The organism is Morganella sp. EGD-HP17, assembly GCF_000512315.2.
In the GTDB taxonomy this organism is placed as follows: Bacteria; Pseudomonadota; Gammaproteobacteria; order Enterobacterales; family Enterobacteriaceae; genus Morganella; species Morganella morganii.
In genome coordinates, this window is the sequence record NZ_AZRH01000012.1 from 1 (window position 1) to 14,964 (window position 14,964).

The 14,964-nt window shown below is 52.1% G+C and carries 14 protein-coding genes; 9 read left to right on the forward strand and 5 right to left on the reverse strand.

Annotated features, from left to right (window positions below; translation table 11 throughout):
- Positions 1–255 precede the first annotated feature (255 nt).
- The 3 genes from X965_RS12935 to X965_RS19560 are packed head-to-tail and all read left to right on the forward strand — an operon-like array spanning position 256 to position 1,805.
- Positions 256–1,395, forward strand: coding sequence for a site-specific DNA-methyltransferase (locus X965_RS12935; protein WP_036418327.1), 1,140 nt, complete (start codon positions 256–258; stop codon positions 1,393–1,395).
- Positions 1,396–1,422: 27 nt separating this feature from the next.
- Positions 1,423–1,629: a hypothetical protein gene (locus X965_RS12940; protein WP_036418329.1), complete on the forward strand. Its 207-nt coding sequence runs from the start codon at positions 1,423–1,425 to the stop codon at positions 1,627–1,629.
- Positions 1,629–1,805 (forward strand): hypothetical protein, encoded by a 177-nt coding sequence (locus tag X965_RS19560; protein ID WP_172794094.1) that lies wholly within the window; start codon positions 1,629–1,631, stop codon positions 1,803–1,805. The genes X965_RS12940 and X965_RS19560 overlap by 1 nt, the downstream gene beginning before the upstream one ends.
- Here the strand turns inward: X965_RS19560 and X965_RS12945 are convergent, their stop codons facing one another.
- The 3 genes from X965_RS12945 to guaB all read right to left on the reverse strand — a co-directional run bounded on the left by X965_RS12945 (position 1,806) and on the right by guaB (position 6,332).
- Entirely contained in the window at positions 1,806–3,008 is a 1,203-nt protein-coding gene (locus X965_RS12945; protein ID WP_036418332.1) for a site-specific integrase, read from the reverse strand. It lies immediately after the preceding gene.
- Between the two features lie 220 nt (positions 3,009–3,228).
- Positions 3,229–4,806, reverse strand: coding sequence for a glutamine-hydrolyzing GMP synthase (gene guaA, locus X965_RS12950; protein ID WP_004237402.1), 1,578 nt, complete (start codon positions 4,804–4,806; stop codon positions 3,229–3,231).
- A gap of 59 nt (positions 4,807–4,865) precedes the next feature.
- Positions 4,866–6,332, reverse strand: a complete 1,467-nt coding sequence (guaB, locus tag X965_RS12955; RefSeq protein ID WP_004237403.1) for an IMP dehydrogenase — start codon at positions 6,330–6,332, stop codon at positions 4,866–4,868.
- Between the two features lie 172 nt (positions 6,333–6,504).
- Between guaB and xseA the strand changes: the two genes are divergently transcribed.
- Positions 6,505–7,881, forward strand: coding sequence for an exodeoxyribonuclease VII large subunit (gene xseA / locus X965_RS12960; RefSeq protein WP_036418335.1), 1,377 nt, complete (start codon positions 6,505–6,507; stop codon positions 7,879–7,881).
- A gap of 47 nt (positions 7,882–7,928) precedes the next feature.
- Here the strand turns inward: xseA and X965_RS12965 are convergent, their stop codons facing one another.
- Positions 7,929–9,962: a S9 family peptidase gene (locus tag X965_RS12965; protein WP_036418338.1), complete on the reverse strand. Its 2,034-nt coding sequence runs from the start codon at positions 9,960–9,962 to the stop codon at positions 7,929–7,931.
- 151 nt (positions 9,963–10,113) lie between these two features.
- Between X965_RS12965 and X965_RS12970 the strand changes: the two genes are divergently transcribed.
- A complete protein-coding gene (locus tag X965_RS12970; protein ID WP_024475130.1) occupies positions 10,114–10,662 on the forward strand; it encodes an NADPH-dependent FMN reductase in 549 nt (182 codons plus the stop codon).
- 18 nt (positions 10,663–10,680) lie between these two features.
- Here the strand turns inward: X965_RS12970 and X965_RS12975 are convergent, their stop codons facing one another.
- On the reverse strand, positions 10,681–11,487 hold the full coding sequence (locus tag X965_RS12975) for an MBL fold metallo-hydrolase (RefSeq protein WP_036418340.1): 807 nt from the start codon (positions 11,485–11,487) through the stop codon (positions 10,681–10,683).
- A gap of 191 nt (positions 11,488–11,678) precedes the next feature.
- Between X965_RS12975 and X965_RS12980 the strand changes: the two genes are divergently transcribed.
- The 4 genes from X965_RS12980 to X965_RS12995 all read left to right on the forward strand — a co-directional run bounded on the left by X965_RS12980 (position 11,679) and on the right by X965_RS12995 (position 14,958).
- The gene (locus X965_RS12980; RefSeq protein ID WP_004237409.1) at positions 11,679–12,137 is read left to right on the forward strand and encodes a DUF6097 family protein; all 459 of its coding nucleotides are present in this window, start codon (positions 11,679–11,681) and stop codon (positions 12,135–12,137) included.
- Between the two features lie 128 nt (positions 12,138–12,265).
- Entirely contained in the window at positions 12,266–12,931 is a 666-nt protein-coding gene (locus X965_RS12985; RefSeq protein ID WP_004239617.1) for a response regulator, read from the forward strand.
- Complete coding sequence (locus X965_RS12990) at positions 12,932–14,350, forward strand: ATP-binding protein (RefSeq protein WP_036418342.1); 1,419 nt, start codon at positions 12,932–12,934, stop codon at positions 14,348–14,350. It abuts the gene before it with no gap.
- Positions 14,351–14,385: 35 nt separating this feature from the next.
- Positions 14,386–14,958, forward strand: a complete 573-nt coding sequence (locus X965_RS12995; protein WP_036418345.1) for a cysteine hydrolase — start codon at positions 14,386–14,388, stop codon at positions 14,956–14,958.
- Positions 14,959–14,964: the final 6 nt, after the last annotated feature.

A 14,964-nucleotide genomic window follows, 5' to 3' on the forward strand; every position in this document is an offset into this window, starting at 1 on the left:
GTATTCCTGATGATGAAGGATGCGGAGAATGAATAAAGGACAACAGTTATTTAAATGCTGCTCATGTAAAATTAATTCGAGCGCGATATTATCACCATTCGCGAGTCTACTCATATTTGTTTTTCATGCGTAAAAATAATCAATAACCGAGTCGACAGGTTTATGAGTAACAATAAAAATAAAGACCGTAAATTACATCCTGATGGTGTCGGCTCAATGCTTTCAAATTATATGGAATATGAGTTGAGGTGATGTATGAGCTACCAACTGATCGGCGGCCGCTGTGAGCATGCCTTAAAAAACCTACCGGATAACTCAGTGGATTCAATTGTAACCGATCCCCCGTATGGAATCGGGTTTATGTCGAATAAATGGGACTACGCTGTACCGACCGTTGAACAGTGGGCGGAATGCCTGCGGGTATTAAAGCCGGGTGGACACTTACTGGCATTTGGCGGCAGCCGGACATATCACCGCCTGGTGGTAAACATCGAGGATGCTGGTTTTGAGATACGTGATCAAATTATGTGGATTTACGGCAGTGGCTTCCCGAAATCGAAAAATCTTGATGGTGAGCATAAGGGCAAAGGAACGGCATTAAAACCGGCCCATGAGCCCATTGTTATGGCGCGTAAACCGTTCAACGGCACGATTCTGGATAATGTCACGGAGTTCGGAACCGGCGCCCTGAATATTGATCTGTGCCGTGTACCGACAGAAGAAATGCTGGCTGGTGGTTCGGGCGGTTTACTGTCTGATGTTCGTGATGGTAAAGCACCTGCAGGGAATGAGTGGGCACAGAACAATGAGGGGCGCTGGCCTGCAAATGTGATTCATGACGGCAGCCACGAAGTGATAACTGCATTTCCTAATGCAAAAGGGCAGCAGGGAAAGGCCAAAAATGACGGCTCAGACAATGACAACAGAGTGTACGGCGAACTTAAAAATGTAGTTTCAAACCCAGAGCCACGCATTGAATCTGCAACATCAGCGGCAAGGTTTTTTTACTGCGCAAAAGTCAGTAAATCAGATCGCGATGCAGGTATGGATCGGTTTGTTGCCGCCTCTGCTTCAGAAATGACCGGTGGACGCGCAGAGGGCAGCGTTGGAATCAATAATCCTAGAGCCGGTGCCGGGCGCACCAGTGGCGCCAAAAACACACATCCGACAGTGAAGCCTGCGGATTTAATGCGTTATCTCTGCCGTCTGGTAACGCCTGCAGGCGGGACTGTACTTGATCCGTTCATGGGGTCCGGCAGCACAGGAAAAGCGGCCATTGCGGAAGGGTTCCGGTTTATCGGGATTGAGATGGATCCTGACCATCTGGTTACCGCAGCGGCCCGTATTGGATATGCCGCAAAAGAGGCATGTAGATTAAGTTTTAATCAAAGTTGATAGCTCTAACATAAGCGAGGTAATTTTATGGCCGATATTATCGATGAAGCCAATGACTTAAACGAATTGCGGCTGACCACCGCGCTTGCCAACCGGCCGCCAAAGCAGAAAAGCCTGACCGGCTTCTGTATCTGGTGCCGTGATGAACCGGTTATGCCCGGCAGCGCGTACTGCTCAAAAGAGTGCGGCGACGATGACGCACAGAACAAGCGCAAAACGGATAGGAGGCACTGATGCTGATCCTTGCACTCTATCTGTGGATTGCCGGTTATCTCTTCGCAGAACTGAGCAGAAGCGCAGATACCCGCACCGACATAGCCGCCGTGATGCTTTATTCCACATTCTGGCTGCCTGTCGGCGCGTGTTACCTTTCATCCCTGATCGCCCACAAAGTATTAGGCGACGAGTAATTACCCCGCTTTCCCCTCTTCAATCCACCCGTCAACCATATCGGCCCACTGCTGCAACATGTCGCGGCGCTGATCAGCGTATTCCGCTTTGTTGTACACGGCACGGACGCCTTTTTGTTCGTGGGCCAGACACTTCTCTATCCAGTCGGAATTAAACCCCGCCTCATGCAACAACGTGCTGGCCGTCCGGCGCAGGTCATGTACCGTCATCGGTTCAAAATTAATCCCCTTCTCATTTATCCGTTTAACCACGCCATCAATCACATTATTCAGCGCGGCATTCGACAGCGGCTTACGGATGTCATAGCGCCCCGGGATCAGGTATTCGCTCCCCATGGCGCAGACCTGAAATCCGGTCATCATATCCAGTGCCTGCCGGGAGAGATAAATCACATGCTCCCGGCGGCGCTTCATCCGTTCTTTCGGGATCACCCACTGAGCACGTTTAAAATCGACTTCCTCCCAGGTAGCTTTGATAAATTCCGTTTTCCGCACCAGGGTTAACAGCACAAATTTAACGGCCAGTTTCAGAGTCGGATAACAGCTGTAGTTCTCCAGTTCCCGGAAGAATATGCCGATCTCTTTTGGTGACATTGCGCGCTCACGCGGCTCAAAGGTGGCGATCGTGGATGCTTTAATACCTGCTGCCGGGTTACTGATCTCATAGCCGCGGTCAATAGCATAATCAAATACCGCGCCGACAATCTCACGTACCTGTAATGCAGTTGCCCGTCCACCACGGTCACGGATCTTTTCACACAATGCCCGTAACCGCTGAGTGCTTATCTCTTCCAGCGTCAGGCGACCCAGTGCCGGCACTATCTCACGTTCGATCACCGAGGCTTTCATTGCCCGTGTCGAATCCGCCAGGCGGGCTTCACGCAGATATCTGACGGTATATTCGCTGAATACCGTCGCTCCCTTTCGCTTATCGATACCGTCGCGTTTACTTGCAGCCGGTGATATACCTGCATTCAGCTGCTTTTTTGCATCATTCAGTAATTCACGGGCCTGTGCCAGCGTGATACCGTCAGGCCCGTATTTACCAAATGTCACCGTTTCACGGCGGCCATTAAAGCGGTAATCATACCTGAATGAAATCGTTCCGTTTTTTGTGACGGCAACATATAAACCATCACGATCAGACACTTTATAAAGCCTGTCCTGCGGCTTCATACTTTTTAATTTTGTATCAGTCAGCACGTCGGTATTCTCTCTTTTAATACCGTCATAATTTTTGTTTTTTTTGACGGTATCACAGCCGGTTTAGAGTGGTTTTATTTTTTGATACCGTCACATATACCGTCAAAAATACTGGCTATTGTCAACAATTAAAAACAGTTAAAAACAAAAAAGCCACCAATAACTTACTGATGGCTTTCGGTTTTCTGATAATTACCGGTAGTTAAAAACTATTGGTATATCATTCCCACTCAATCGTCGCCGGTGGCTTGCCGCTGACGTCGTATACGACACGGGAAATGCCGTCGACTTCATTGATGATGCGGTTGGAGACGCGGCCTAACAGGTCGTATGGCAGATGTGCCCAGTGTGCGGTCATAAAGTCGATGGTTTCGACTGCGCGCAGTGAGACAACCCAGTCGTATTTACGGCCGTCGCCCATGACACCGACAGAACGCACCGGCAGGAAGACAGTGAATGCCTGGCTGACTTTATGGTACAGATCCGCTTTGTGCAGCTCTTCGATAAAGATAGCATCAGCACGGCGCAGGATGTCGCAGTACTCTTTTTTCACTTCACCCAGTACGCGGACACCCAGACCAGGGCCCGGGAACGGATGGCGGTACAGCATATCGTACGGCAGACCCAGCTGCAGACCGATACGGCGGACTTCGTCTTTAAACAGTTCGCGCAGCGGCTCAACCAGTCCCAGCTCCATATCTTCCGGCAGGCCGCCGACGTTATGGTGGGATTTGATCACGTGGGCTTTACCGGTTTCAGAGGCGGCAGATTCAATCACATCCGGATAGATAGTGCCCTGTGCCAGCCATTTGACTTGTTTCTGTTTTGACGCTTCTTCATCAAAAATTTCAATGAATGTATGGCCGATAGCTTTACGTTTGGCTTCCGGGTCTGCAATACCTTTCAGGGCATTCAGGAAACGGTCTTCCGCTTTGGCGTGGATGATATTGAGGTCAAATTTGCCCGCAAACATCTCCATAACCTGCTCTGCTTCGTTCAGGCGCAGTAAGCCGTTATCCACGAATACACAGGTCAGGCGCTTACCGATAGCACGGTTTAACAGCATGGCAGTCACAGATGAGTCCACACCACCGGAGAGTGCCAGGATAACATGATCATCACCAATCTGCTCACGCAGACGGATAACGGTGTCTTCGATAATGGCTTCCGGGGTCCACAGAGCTTCACACTGACAGATATCCAGCACGAAACGTTTGAGGATTTCCTGGCCCTGGTGAGTATGGGTCACTTCCGGGTGGAATTGTACGCCGTAGAAACGTTTTTCGTCGTTCGCCATGATCGCAAACGGACAGGTTTCGGTGCTGGCGACAGTCACGAAATCAGACGGGATAGCGGTAACTTTGTCACCATGGCTCATCCACACATCCAGCAGCGGTTTGCCGTTGTCATCCAGCATATCCTGAATACCACGGAACAGTTCGCAGGTTTCGCGGATTTCAACCTGTGCATAACCAAACTCGCGCTCGTCAGAGGTTTCTACTGCGCCACCGAGTTGCATAGACATGGTCTGCATGCCGTAGCAGATACCGAGAACCGGTACACCGGCGCTGAAGACATACTCAGGCGCGCGCGGGCTGTTGTGTTCAGTGGTGCTTTCCGGGCCGCCGGAGAGAATAATACCGTTCGGATTGAAATTACGGATCTGTTCTTCAGTGACATCCCATGCCCACAGTTCACAATAAACGCCGATTTCACGGATACGGCGCGCGATCAGCTGAGTGTACTGCGATCCAAAGTCGAGGATAAGAATGCGGTGCTGATGAATATTCGTTGTCATTAATGTATGTTCCAAGAGCAAACAATTATAGGCTGGCGGTCCACAGACCGCCGCATGAATCAGAGACCTGAACGGTAGTTTGGTGCTTCTTTGGTGATAGTCACATCATGAACGTGACTTTCCTGAATCCCGGCACCACTGATACGGACAAACTCTGCTTTAGTATTCAGTTCGTGAATAGTTGCACAACCGGTCAGTCCCATGCAAGAGCGCAGGCCGCCCATTTGCTGGTGAACGATGGTTTTCAGTACACCTTTGTAAGCCACACGGCCTTCGATACCTTCCGGCACCAGTTTGTCAGCGGCGTTATCGGTCTGGAAGTAACGGTCAGAAGAACCTTTGGACATCGCACCGAGTGAACCCATACCACGGTAAGATTTGTAAGCACGACCCTGATAGAGTTCCACTTCGCCCGGAGATTCCTCGGTACCGGCGAACATCGAACCGACCATCACACATGCCGCACCGGCTGCCAGCGCTTTCGCGATATCACCGGAGAAACGGATACCGCCGTCAGCGATAACCGGAATGCCGGTGCCTTCCAGCGCTTCAACAGCATCAGAAATAGCCGTTAACTGTGGTACGCCCACGCCGGTTACGATACGGGTGGTACAGATAGAACCGGGGCCGATACCCACTTTCACTGCGCTGACACCGGCTGCTGCCAGGGCTTTCGCGCCTTCGGCTGTGGCGACGTTACCGCCGATGATCTCGAGATCAGGGTATTTTTCACGGGTTTCACGGATGCGCTGTAACACGCCTTCGGAATGACCGTGAGAGGAGTCGATTAACAGAACGTCCACACCGGCAGCCACCAGCGCATCAACACGCTCTTCGTTACCGGCACCGGCACCGACTGCTGCGCCGACACGCAGACGGCCGTGCTCATCTTTACAGGCGTTTGGTTTACGCTCTGCTTTCTGGAAATCTTTTACGGTGATCATGCCGAGCAGATGGAAGGAATCATCCACCACCAGCGCTTTTTCCACGCGGCGCTCGTGCATTTTCTTCAGAACCACTTCGCGGGCTTCGCCTTCACGGACGGTCACCAGACGCTCTTTCGGGGTCATAACGGCAGTTACCGGCTGATCCAGGTCAGTCACGAAACGCACGTCACGGCCGGTGATGATACCGACTAATTCGTTATCGGTAGTGACCACCGGATAACCGGCAAAGCCGTTCTGCTCAGTCAGGGTCTGAACTTCGCGCAGAGTGGTGCACGGAGTAACAGTCTGCGGATCAGAAACCACACCGCTTTCGTGTTTTTTTACACGGCGGACTTCATCAGCCTGACGCTCAATGGACATATTTTTGTGAATAAAACCGATGCCGCCTTCCTGGGCAAGGGCAATCGCCAGACGGGCTTCCGTTACGGTATCCATCGCCGCCGAGATCATCGGGACGTTCAGACGGATTTTCGCGGTGAGTTGTGTCGATAAATCGGCAGTGTTGGGCAGAACTGTGGAGTGTGCAGGAACTAAGAGAACATCATCAAAGGTTAAAGCTTCTTTTTTAATACGTAACATGTGCAATATCTCACCAGGCAGCAGGATTGAAAGAAGATAAAATATTGCCGCGGCATTATACAGGTGGTAATCGGTTGCGCCTAGCCTTTTTTTCAAAAATTCGTTGCTAATCTGTCAGAAGGCGGTAGTATCGGACAATTAAGTCCTTGTTTTATTATTTGATCTGGCTCACATGTTGCTACCTGAAAATACCGCAATTTTTACTGTTACCCGGTTAAATACGACTGTCCGGCAGTTACTCGAGCTGGAAATGGGCCGGATTTGGATCAGCGCGGAGATCTCCAACTTTTCGCGCCCGTCTTCCGGTCACTGGTATTTTACCCTGAAAGATGAAAAATCCCAGGTGCGGGCAGCCATGTTCCGCGGCAACAACAGCCGTGTGACATTTGCGCCGCAGAACGGGCAGCAGGTGCTGGTACGCGCTGCGATCACGCTGTATGAGCCGCGCGGGGATTACCAACTGATTGTTGAGTCCATGCAACCTGCCGGTGAAGGTCTGCTTCAGCAGCAGTTTGAACTGCTGAAAGAGAAACTGAAAGCCGAAGGACTGTTTGACACCCATCTGAAAAAACCGCTGCCGGTGCCTGCCACCTGTGTGGGCGTGGTGACATCCGCCACCGGGGCCGCCCTTCACGATATTCTGAATATTCTGCGCCGCCGTGACCCGTCACTGCCGGTGATTATCTACCCCGCTCAGGTTCAGGGTGCTGATGCACCGGCACAGATTGTCCGTGCAATTGAAACCGCTAACCGCCGTAATGAATGTGATGTGCTGATTGTCGGGCGCGGCGGCGGTTCACTGGAAGATTTGTGGAGTTTCAATGATGAGCGGGTGGCGCGGGCCATTTTTGCCAGCCGGCTTCCGGTGATCAGTGCCGTCGGTCATGAAACGGATATCACTATCGCCGATTTTGTCGCGGATTTGCGGGCACCAACCCCGTCGGCGGCGGCAGAACTGGTCAGCCGTGACCTGACAGAGCGCCTGCGGCAGATCCAGTCAGTACAACAACGGCTGGAAATGGCGATGGATTATTTTATTGCCAGAAAACAGCGGTTGTTCAGCCAGTTACATCACCGCTTGCAGCAACAGCATCCGCAACTGCGTCTCGCACGGCAGCAACAACTGATTCAGCGCCTGGAACAACGGCTGATTCAGGCCGGACAGCTTATGCTGACTCAAAAGTCCCGTCAGCTGACACAAACAGAACAGCGTCTGATGCGCCGGGATCCGCGCCCGCAACTGCAACAGCAGCAGCGCCATGTTCAGCAGTTGCAGTACCGTCTCTCCTCTGCCATGCGTGAACAGCTCAGTCAGCAACGCGAACGGTTTGCCCGTCTCTGCTCTACACTCGAGGGTGTCAGCCCGCTGGCAACACTCAGCCGGGGCTTCAGTATCAGCCAGACAGACAGCGGTGAAGTGCTGAACAAAACCCGTCAGGTAAAAGTCGGGCAGAAAATCACCACGCTGTTACAGGATGGCAGTGTGGAGAGTGAAATTATCGCCGTGCACAAAAAAGCGGCTGCCCGTAAACGGAAAGCCGCTGAGTAACATCCGATTTTACCGGTGACATTGTCACACATTAAGTGACAGTGTCACTACTCCTGTTGTTCATCCACCATCAGCAGGAACACATAACCGAGCGCCACATCCCACAAATAGTTGAACCGTCCTGACTTACCGCCGTGCCCCGCTTCCATATCGGTATAGAGCAGCAGAAAATTATCATCCGTCTTCAGTTTCCGCAGTTTTGCCACCCATTTTGCCGGTTCCCAGTACTGAACCTGAGAATCATGCAGGCCGCTGGTCACCAGCATATTCGGGTAGGCTTTCGCCTCAATGTTGTCATACGGGCTGTAGGCGCGGATATCCCGGTAAGCGGATTCATTTTCCGGGTTGCCCCACTCGTCATATTCGCCGGTGGTCAGCGGAATGGACGGATCAGACATGGTAGTCAGTGCATCCACAAACGGCACCTGTGTCACGATACCGCGATACAGCTCCGGCGCCTGATTAATCACCGCTCCCATCAGCAATCCGCCTGCACTGCCGCCGGTGGCGTAGATCCGGTTTTCCGCACCATAACGCCGGGTAATCAGTTCGCGTGTCACATCCACAAAATCATTAAAACTGTTGATTTTATGCTGCATCTTTCCGGCATTGTACCAGCGTTTACCCAACTCACCGCCGCCGCGGATATGCGCCTGAGCATAAACAAAACCGCGATCCAGCAGGCTCAGCCGGTTGGCGTCGAAATCCGGATCCATACTGGCACCATACGCCCCGTAGCCTTCAATCAGCAGAGGATTGAATCCCTGCTGATAGTGATCTTTATGCCAGACCAGCGAAACCGGTATCTGCACGCCGTCACGGGCAGTGACCCAAATTCGTTCACTGTGATAATTATCCCGCTGAAAACCGTTTACCTGCGCCTGTTTCAGCAGCGTCCGTTCCCCGCTGACCATATCCAGCTCATACACCGATGCCGGTGTGGTCATCGAGGTATAACCGTAGCGCAGCAGCTGACTGTCCGGCTCCGGGTTCAGCCCGAGCCACGCGCAGTAAGCACCATCATCAAACCCGACTTGTGTTTCTTTCCCGCTCTGCCGGTGAATAATGCGGATCTGCGGCAGCGCGGCGTGCCGTTCCTGTAATACCAGCCAGTCACGGAACAGCGTGAAATCTTCCAGATCGGTATCCGGCTGCGGTGCAATCAGAGTTTGCCACGGATTTTCCGGCGCCTCCGTCTGGTAAAGGCCAAACAGTTCGTTTTCATGGTCAGAGCGGATATAAAACTGACCATCCAGATGATCGACGTGATACTCACGCCCGTCCTGACGCGGAGAGAAACAGACCGGCGGCTGTAACGGATCATTGGCATTGATCAGATGAACCTCAGAAGTGACCGGGCTGTGACAGCCGATAAAAATCCATTCCCGGGAGGATGACAGGGATAAGCCGGTATAAAAACGGTCATCTTCCTCACGGTATACCAGTTCATCCTGTGCGCTATCTGTGCCGAAATGGTGGCGGTATACCTCGAACGGCAGCAATGTCTGCGGATCCTGACGGACATAAAACAGAACCGAACCATCGGCTGACCAGACCAGATCGTCGGCCACTTCTGTCAATACGGATTCCTGCCAGTGGTCATCGGTCAGATCACGGTAAGCCACCTGATATTCACGGCGGCCGGCTTTATCCTCGGCAATCGCAATACGGCGGTTATCCGCACTGACTGCAAGAGACACCAGCTCATAATAGGCCAGCCCCTGTGCCCGTTCATTGCCGTCCGCCAGCACTTCCCACTGGCCGCTGTTTATTTTACGCCGCTCATACAGCGGATACTCTTTGCCCGCCTCAAACCGGGTGCGGTAAACATAACCGTTGTAACTGTATGGCGCGGATTCATCCGCCTGCGGCATGCGGGCGACCATCTCCTCATACAGCGCTTCGCGCAGCGGCTCAGCAGCCTGTAATTTCTGCTGTGTATAACGGTTTTCATCCGTCAGATACTGAATCACCTGCGGATCACTGCGGGTATCATCCCGCAGCCAGTAATAGTTATCCGTCCGGGTTTCACCGTGTGCGGTGAACTGTACCGGGTGTTCCGGGGCTTGCGGGATAGTCATTCCGGCTCCTGATAAGATCTTTTTTGTTGTGATGTCATAAAAATTTACTAAATTCTGCTCTCTGTTCCGCGATTCCGCACTATGATAGTAACGTTTTCATTTGTTTTATTGCTTATTCATCACCGGATTTTCACCGGTTCAGGAGGTTACAATGAAACAGTACCGCGTTGCTGTTGTTGTCGGTTCACTGCGTGAGCAGAGTTACAACCGTCAGCTGGCGCATGCTCTGGTCTCTCTTTTCCCTGCACACATTCAGTGTGAATTTGTCAGTATCGGTTCACTGCCGCTCTATAATCAGGACTGTGACGCGCAACCGCCTGCTGAGGTGCTGGCATTCAAACAGCAGATTTCACAGGCTGACGGCGTGATTTTTGTTACGCCGGAGTATAACCGTTCTATTCCCGGTGTGCTGAAAAACGCACTGGATCAGGGCTCCCGTCCGTGGGGACAAAACAGCTGGGACAGCAAACCGGCCGCCGTGATCGGCACCTCCGCCGGGGCGATGGGTACCGCGATGGCACAGCAGCATCTGCGCAATGTGCTGGCATTCCTGAATATGCCGACACTCAATCAGCCGGAGATGTACCTGCAATGGTATGACGGCATGATCGGCGAAAACGGTAAATTCAGTGAAAAAACCGGTGCGTTTGTGCAGAAATGGGCAGATGCCTATGTCCGTTTCCTGGAAGCGCACGGCTGATAAGCCCGCCGGGCAGACTCAGCGGAATGTCAGTTGCTGCCCGGTATTAAAATCGTCCGCATTCAGGGCATTGCGCCCTCTGGCACCGGTACAGTGACAGCCGTACACCCGGGTTTGCGGATCCACTGCCTCCTGTGCGCGGCGCAGTGCTGCCGGTGTTGCCCGGCGCAGATGCAGCCCGCCGACCACCGCCTGCACCGGTGCATTATCTGTCAGGGCACGCGCATGTTGTATCACTGACTCAATGCCTGAATGGCTGCATCCGGTGATAATCACAATCCCCTCCTCCCCGCGCCAGATCAGAAAACTGTCGTCACGCACATAATCTGCCTCACCGTTACTGAGCAGTACCCCGTAACGGCGCACCACGGCCCGCTGCGTGATTTCTCCGGCGAACAGAAAGCGGGATGAGATAGAATACGGTTTTTCCGTCAGCACGAACTGATAGTCACGGCGCAGTGTTTCTTCACAAAATAACGGAGATAACCGCTTGAATTTCAGCGGGTAACTGCCCAGCCACAATGCGGCGCGGCGCGGCTCGAAAATATGCGGGTGTGCAATCACCTTCAGCGCCGACGGCAGATTATGCCGTTCCGTACGGGTTAATCCGCCGAAATGGTCATAATGACCGTGAGACAACACCACCGCATCAATATTTTCCAGTGAAATCCCCAGTGCCTGTGCATTGCGGATATAGGTATTATCCGCGCCCGTATCAAACAGCAGCGAGGTTTCCCCGTCGTCCAGCAACAGGCTGAGACCAGGGTGAGAATCCAGTTTCGGGTCAGTATTCGTATTTTCCAGTAGTGCGGTGATGCGTAACATGGATGATAATCCCTGAAAGATAAATGTATTCTGCCGTTATATATAACACAGTGTTTTCCGCTATAACGTATCTGTATTGTACCGCAGAGTGCAGATTATGATTTAATTCAGGTAATGTTAATAAATCAGCATGACCCGGCTGTAAAATTGTTAAATAATAGCCGGCCGACACAGACTTTCAGGAGTTCCGCATGGGAATTATTACCGCTTTTGCAAAAAGCATCGATAACAGTCAGCTTTTACGCCTTTTGCATCAGCAAATAGAAAAACAGGATGCGCCGGTAGCCTGCCGTGACGATCTGGACGATCAGCTCACCGATATCGCCGCCTATATGCACGATGAACATTATCCCGCCCTGGCAAAACGCCGCAAAAAGGTGAATATGCTGACCGGGTTACTCGCCCTGCCGGTATTACTCTTCTCCCTGCTGCTGTTTTCACAGAAGATTATTGATGCCCTGTCACTGAATATCGACATCAGCTATTTATCCCTGACCCTGCTGGATTACAGCCTGACCTATATCTGGGCAGTGTTTATTTATGCCGCCGTGTTGTTCGGCACCATTTTTTATTTTTATTTCCTGCAAAAACAGACAGAAAAATATGCCGGTCATCTGATTGATGATTTTATAAACCGGATATCACATTAAGCGGGATTGATTAAGGGTACATTAAGCCCCGTTGCCACAATAATTTGCCTGCGTTGTCACAGTAATCGTCAATGCTATACTGCAATCCGCTTTTACAGAGAGCCCGCTTTTACAGAAAGAGAGGAAACGTGCAAATTCTATTAGTCGAAGACGATTTACAATTAGGTAAAGCACTGTGCCGGGGACTGGAACTGGCCGGTTTTCGTGTGTGCTGGCTGCGTTTACTGGCCGATGCCCGTAAGCGGCTGACAGAACAGCATTTTGACCTGATGCTGCTGGATCTGGGGTTACCGGACGGCGACGGGTTTGACTCTCTGGTGGAGTGGCGCAACAGCGGGGAGCAAATCCCGATTATTATTATGACCGCCCGCAATCAGCGTGATCATCTGGTCAATTCCCTCGATTCAGGGGCGGATGATTTTATTTCCAAACCGGTTGAACTGCCGGAATTAATTTCCCGCGTTAAAGCGGTTTCCCGCCGTATTGCCGGTTTTTCCTCACAGTTATGGAAAGTGGATAATATCACCCTTAACCCGATGAACCATCAGGTGACACTGAATGACGAGTTATTACTGCTCTCCGGCAAAGAGTATCAGCTGTTATATGAATTAATGCGTAATACCGGTAATGTGGTGCGCAAACATGAGCTGGAACAGCGTTTATTCGGGCTGGACGATAAGATCGAAAGTAATTCCCTGGAAGTGCATATCCATAATCTGCGCCGCAAAATCGGTAAAGAGAAAGTGATTACTGTCCGCGGAATCGGCTATCTGCTGAAAAAGGACAGCGAATAAGTGAGAATCCGCTCATTCTTTGTTTATACTGTTCTCCTTCAGACCTTCTCAATGCTCCTGCTGTGGGGCGTCTGGATCGCCTGGCTGAAATACGCCTATCTGCCCGGTTTAAGTGAAGATTTTAATGCCCAGCAGATGGTGATTGCCCGTGGTGTCTCTGACACGCTGCGGGAAACCCCCACGGATTCCGCCACCTTCCCGCAGATTGCCCGTGCCCTGGAGAGTATGTACGCCAATGCGATGAAAAGCGGCCTGGAAGAGGAAAATTATGATCCGCTGGTCGCTATTCTGCACAGTACAACGGGTGAAGTGCTGTACAGTAATAAACCGGATGTTCATATTCCGCTGAAACCTGACGGAATCGAGCGTTTCACCGAGGACGGCGAAACCTGGTATCTTGCTTATAATACCGACCCGGATATGCAGCGCACTGCGGTTATCGGGGAATCCGGCACCGACCGCCATATGCTGATCGGCGACCCGGCAACCGGCACCGCCGTTCCGCTGCTGTTTATTCTCGGCACCATGCTCTCATCCACGATTATCACCACCTATCTCAGTCTGCGCCCGCTGCGTGAAACCACCCGCAGTATCGCCACCCGTAACCCCGGCAACCTGACACCCATCAGCATGAAATATCAGTACAATGAAATGCGTCCGGTACTGCATGCCATTAACCAGCTGATGCAGCGGGTGGATGCCGCCAATCTGCGGGAAAAACAGTTTATGGCAGATGCCGCTCATGAACTGCGTACGCCGATTGCCGCCGTACTGGCACAAATTCATCTGCTCAAACAGATTGATGACCCGGCGGAGCGCAACGAAATAACCGCTGATATGGAAATCAGTCTGGATCGCGCGGTATCACTGTCACGGCAGCTGATTGATCTGGCCCGGCTGGAAACGGAAGATTATCCGCTGAAAATGGAAGAGATCGACCTGACCCAGGCGCTGAGTCACACCATTGCCATGCTGGTGCCCTACGCCCTGCGCAAAAATATTGAGTTTTCCTTCGACGGCCCGGAAAGCTGCATTGTTGTCACCGATAAACAGGCGCTGTTCTCCATCATCAACAATATTCTGAATAATGCGGTGAAATACTGCCCGCCGGACAGCCAGGCCGAAGTCTCGCTGGACACCGGCAATCCGGATGAAGTGCAGATTATTATCCGCGACAACGGCAACGGCATCAGTGAGCAGTACCGCCACCGCCTGTTCTCGCGCTTTTTCCGTGTGCCGGGCTGCAGTGAAAACGGCAGCGGTCTCGGCCTTGCCATTGCACAGAATCTGGCGGAAAAAATCGGCGGTTATCTCTCCGTCACCGACGGATTGCAGCAGCGCGGTATCGGGTTTGTGATCCACATTCCGGCAAAAAACCGTGAAATTTCCGCTGCTTCCCATGACAGTTCTGAAACATAAGGCTATGCTGAAAAAAGTCAGAACAGGAGGGACAGATGAAACAGGCACTGATTATTATCGACCTTATTAATGACATTACCGGCAAACACGGGCTTTCCAACGCCTGCCATGACCAGACTGCCGCCCGTAATCTGATTGCAGCCACACGGGAAACCGCCCGTCAGGTGCGGCAGCGGGATATTCCCGTGGTATGGGTGCGGGTCGGGTTTGCGGATGACTGGCATGATATCCCCGCCGGATCACCGATGTTTCAGCGGGCAAAAGAGATTGGTGCCCTGAAACTGAGCGGCAGCGGTTGTGACTGGGCAGACGGTACGGATGTGCAGAAAGAGGATGTCTGTTTTGTGAAGAAAGGCGTTAGTGCCTTTGCAGGAAATGATTTGCTGATCTGGCTGCGTAAAGCCGGGATTGAACACCTTGTTCTGGCCGGTGTCAGCACGGTGATGGCAATTCAGAGCACCGCGCGTTATGCCCACGACAGCGGGTTTTATGTCTCGGTAGCGGAGGATTTGTGTGCCGCACCGACAGCGGAGCTGCACCAGATAAGTCTGGAGATGCTCCGCCCGATGGCTGCTATCACCACATCCGCCGCCTGGCTGGCACAATAATCTTTT

What these genes read in the sequence shown, in the direction of transcription:
- X965_RS12935 (WP_036418327.1), top strand. Translation starts at nt 256, where the DNA reads ATGAGCTACCAACTGATCGGCGGCCGCTGTGAGCATGCCTTAAAAAAC.
- X965_RS12940 (WP_036418329.1), top strand. Translation starts at nt 1,423, where the DNA reads ATGGCCGATATTATCGATGAAGCCAATGACTTAAACGAATTGCGGCTG.
- X965_RS19560 (WP_172794094.1), top strand. Translation starts at nt 1,629, where the DNA reads ATGCTGATCCTTGCACTCTATCTGTGGATTGCCGGTTATCTCTTCGCA.
- guaA (WP_004237402.1), bottom strand. Translation starts at nt 4,806, where the DNA reads ATGACAACGAATATTCATCAGCACCGCATTCTTATCCTCGACTTTGGA.
- guaB (WP_004237403.1), bottom strand. Translation starts at nt 6,332, where the DNA reads ATGTTACGTATTAAAAAAGAAGCTTTAACCTTTGATGATGTTCTCTTA.
- xseA (WP_036418335.1), top strand. Translation starts at nt 6,505, where the DNA reads ATGTTGCTACCTGAAAATACCGCAATTTTTACTGTTACCCGGTTAAAT.
- X965_RS12965 (WP_036418338.1), bottom strand. Translation starts at nt 9,962, where the DNA reads ATGACTATCCCGCAAGCCCCGGAACACCCGGTACAGTTCACCGCACAC.
- X965_RS12970 (WP_024475130.1), top strand. Translation starts at nt 10,114, where the DNA reads ATGAAACAGTACCGCGTTGCTGTTGTTGTCGGTTCACTGCGTGAGCAG.
- X965_RS12975 (WP_036418340.1), bottom strand. Translation starts at nt 11,487, where the DNA reads ATGTTACGCATCACCGCACTACTGGAAAATACGAATACTGACCCGAAA.
- X965_RS12980 (WP_004237409.1), top strand. Translation starts at nt 11,679, where the DNA reads ATGGGAATTATTACCGCTTTTGCAAAAAGCATCGATAACAGTCAGCTT.
- X965_RS12995 (WP_036418345.1), top strand. Translation starts at nt 14,386, where the DNA reads ATGAAACAGGCACTGATTATTATCGACCTTATTAATGACATTACCGGC.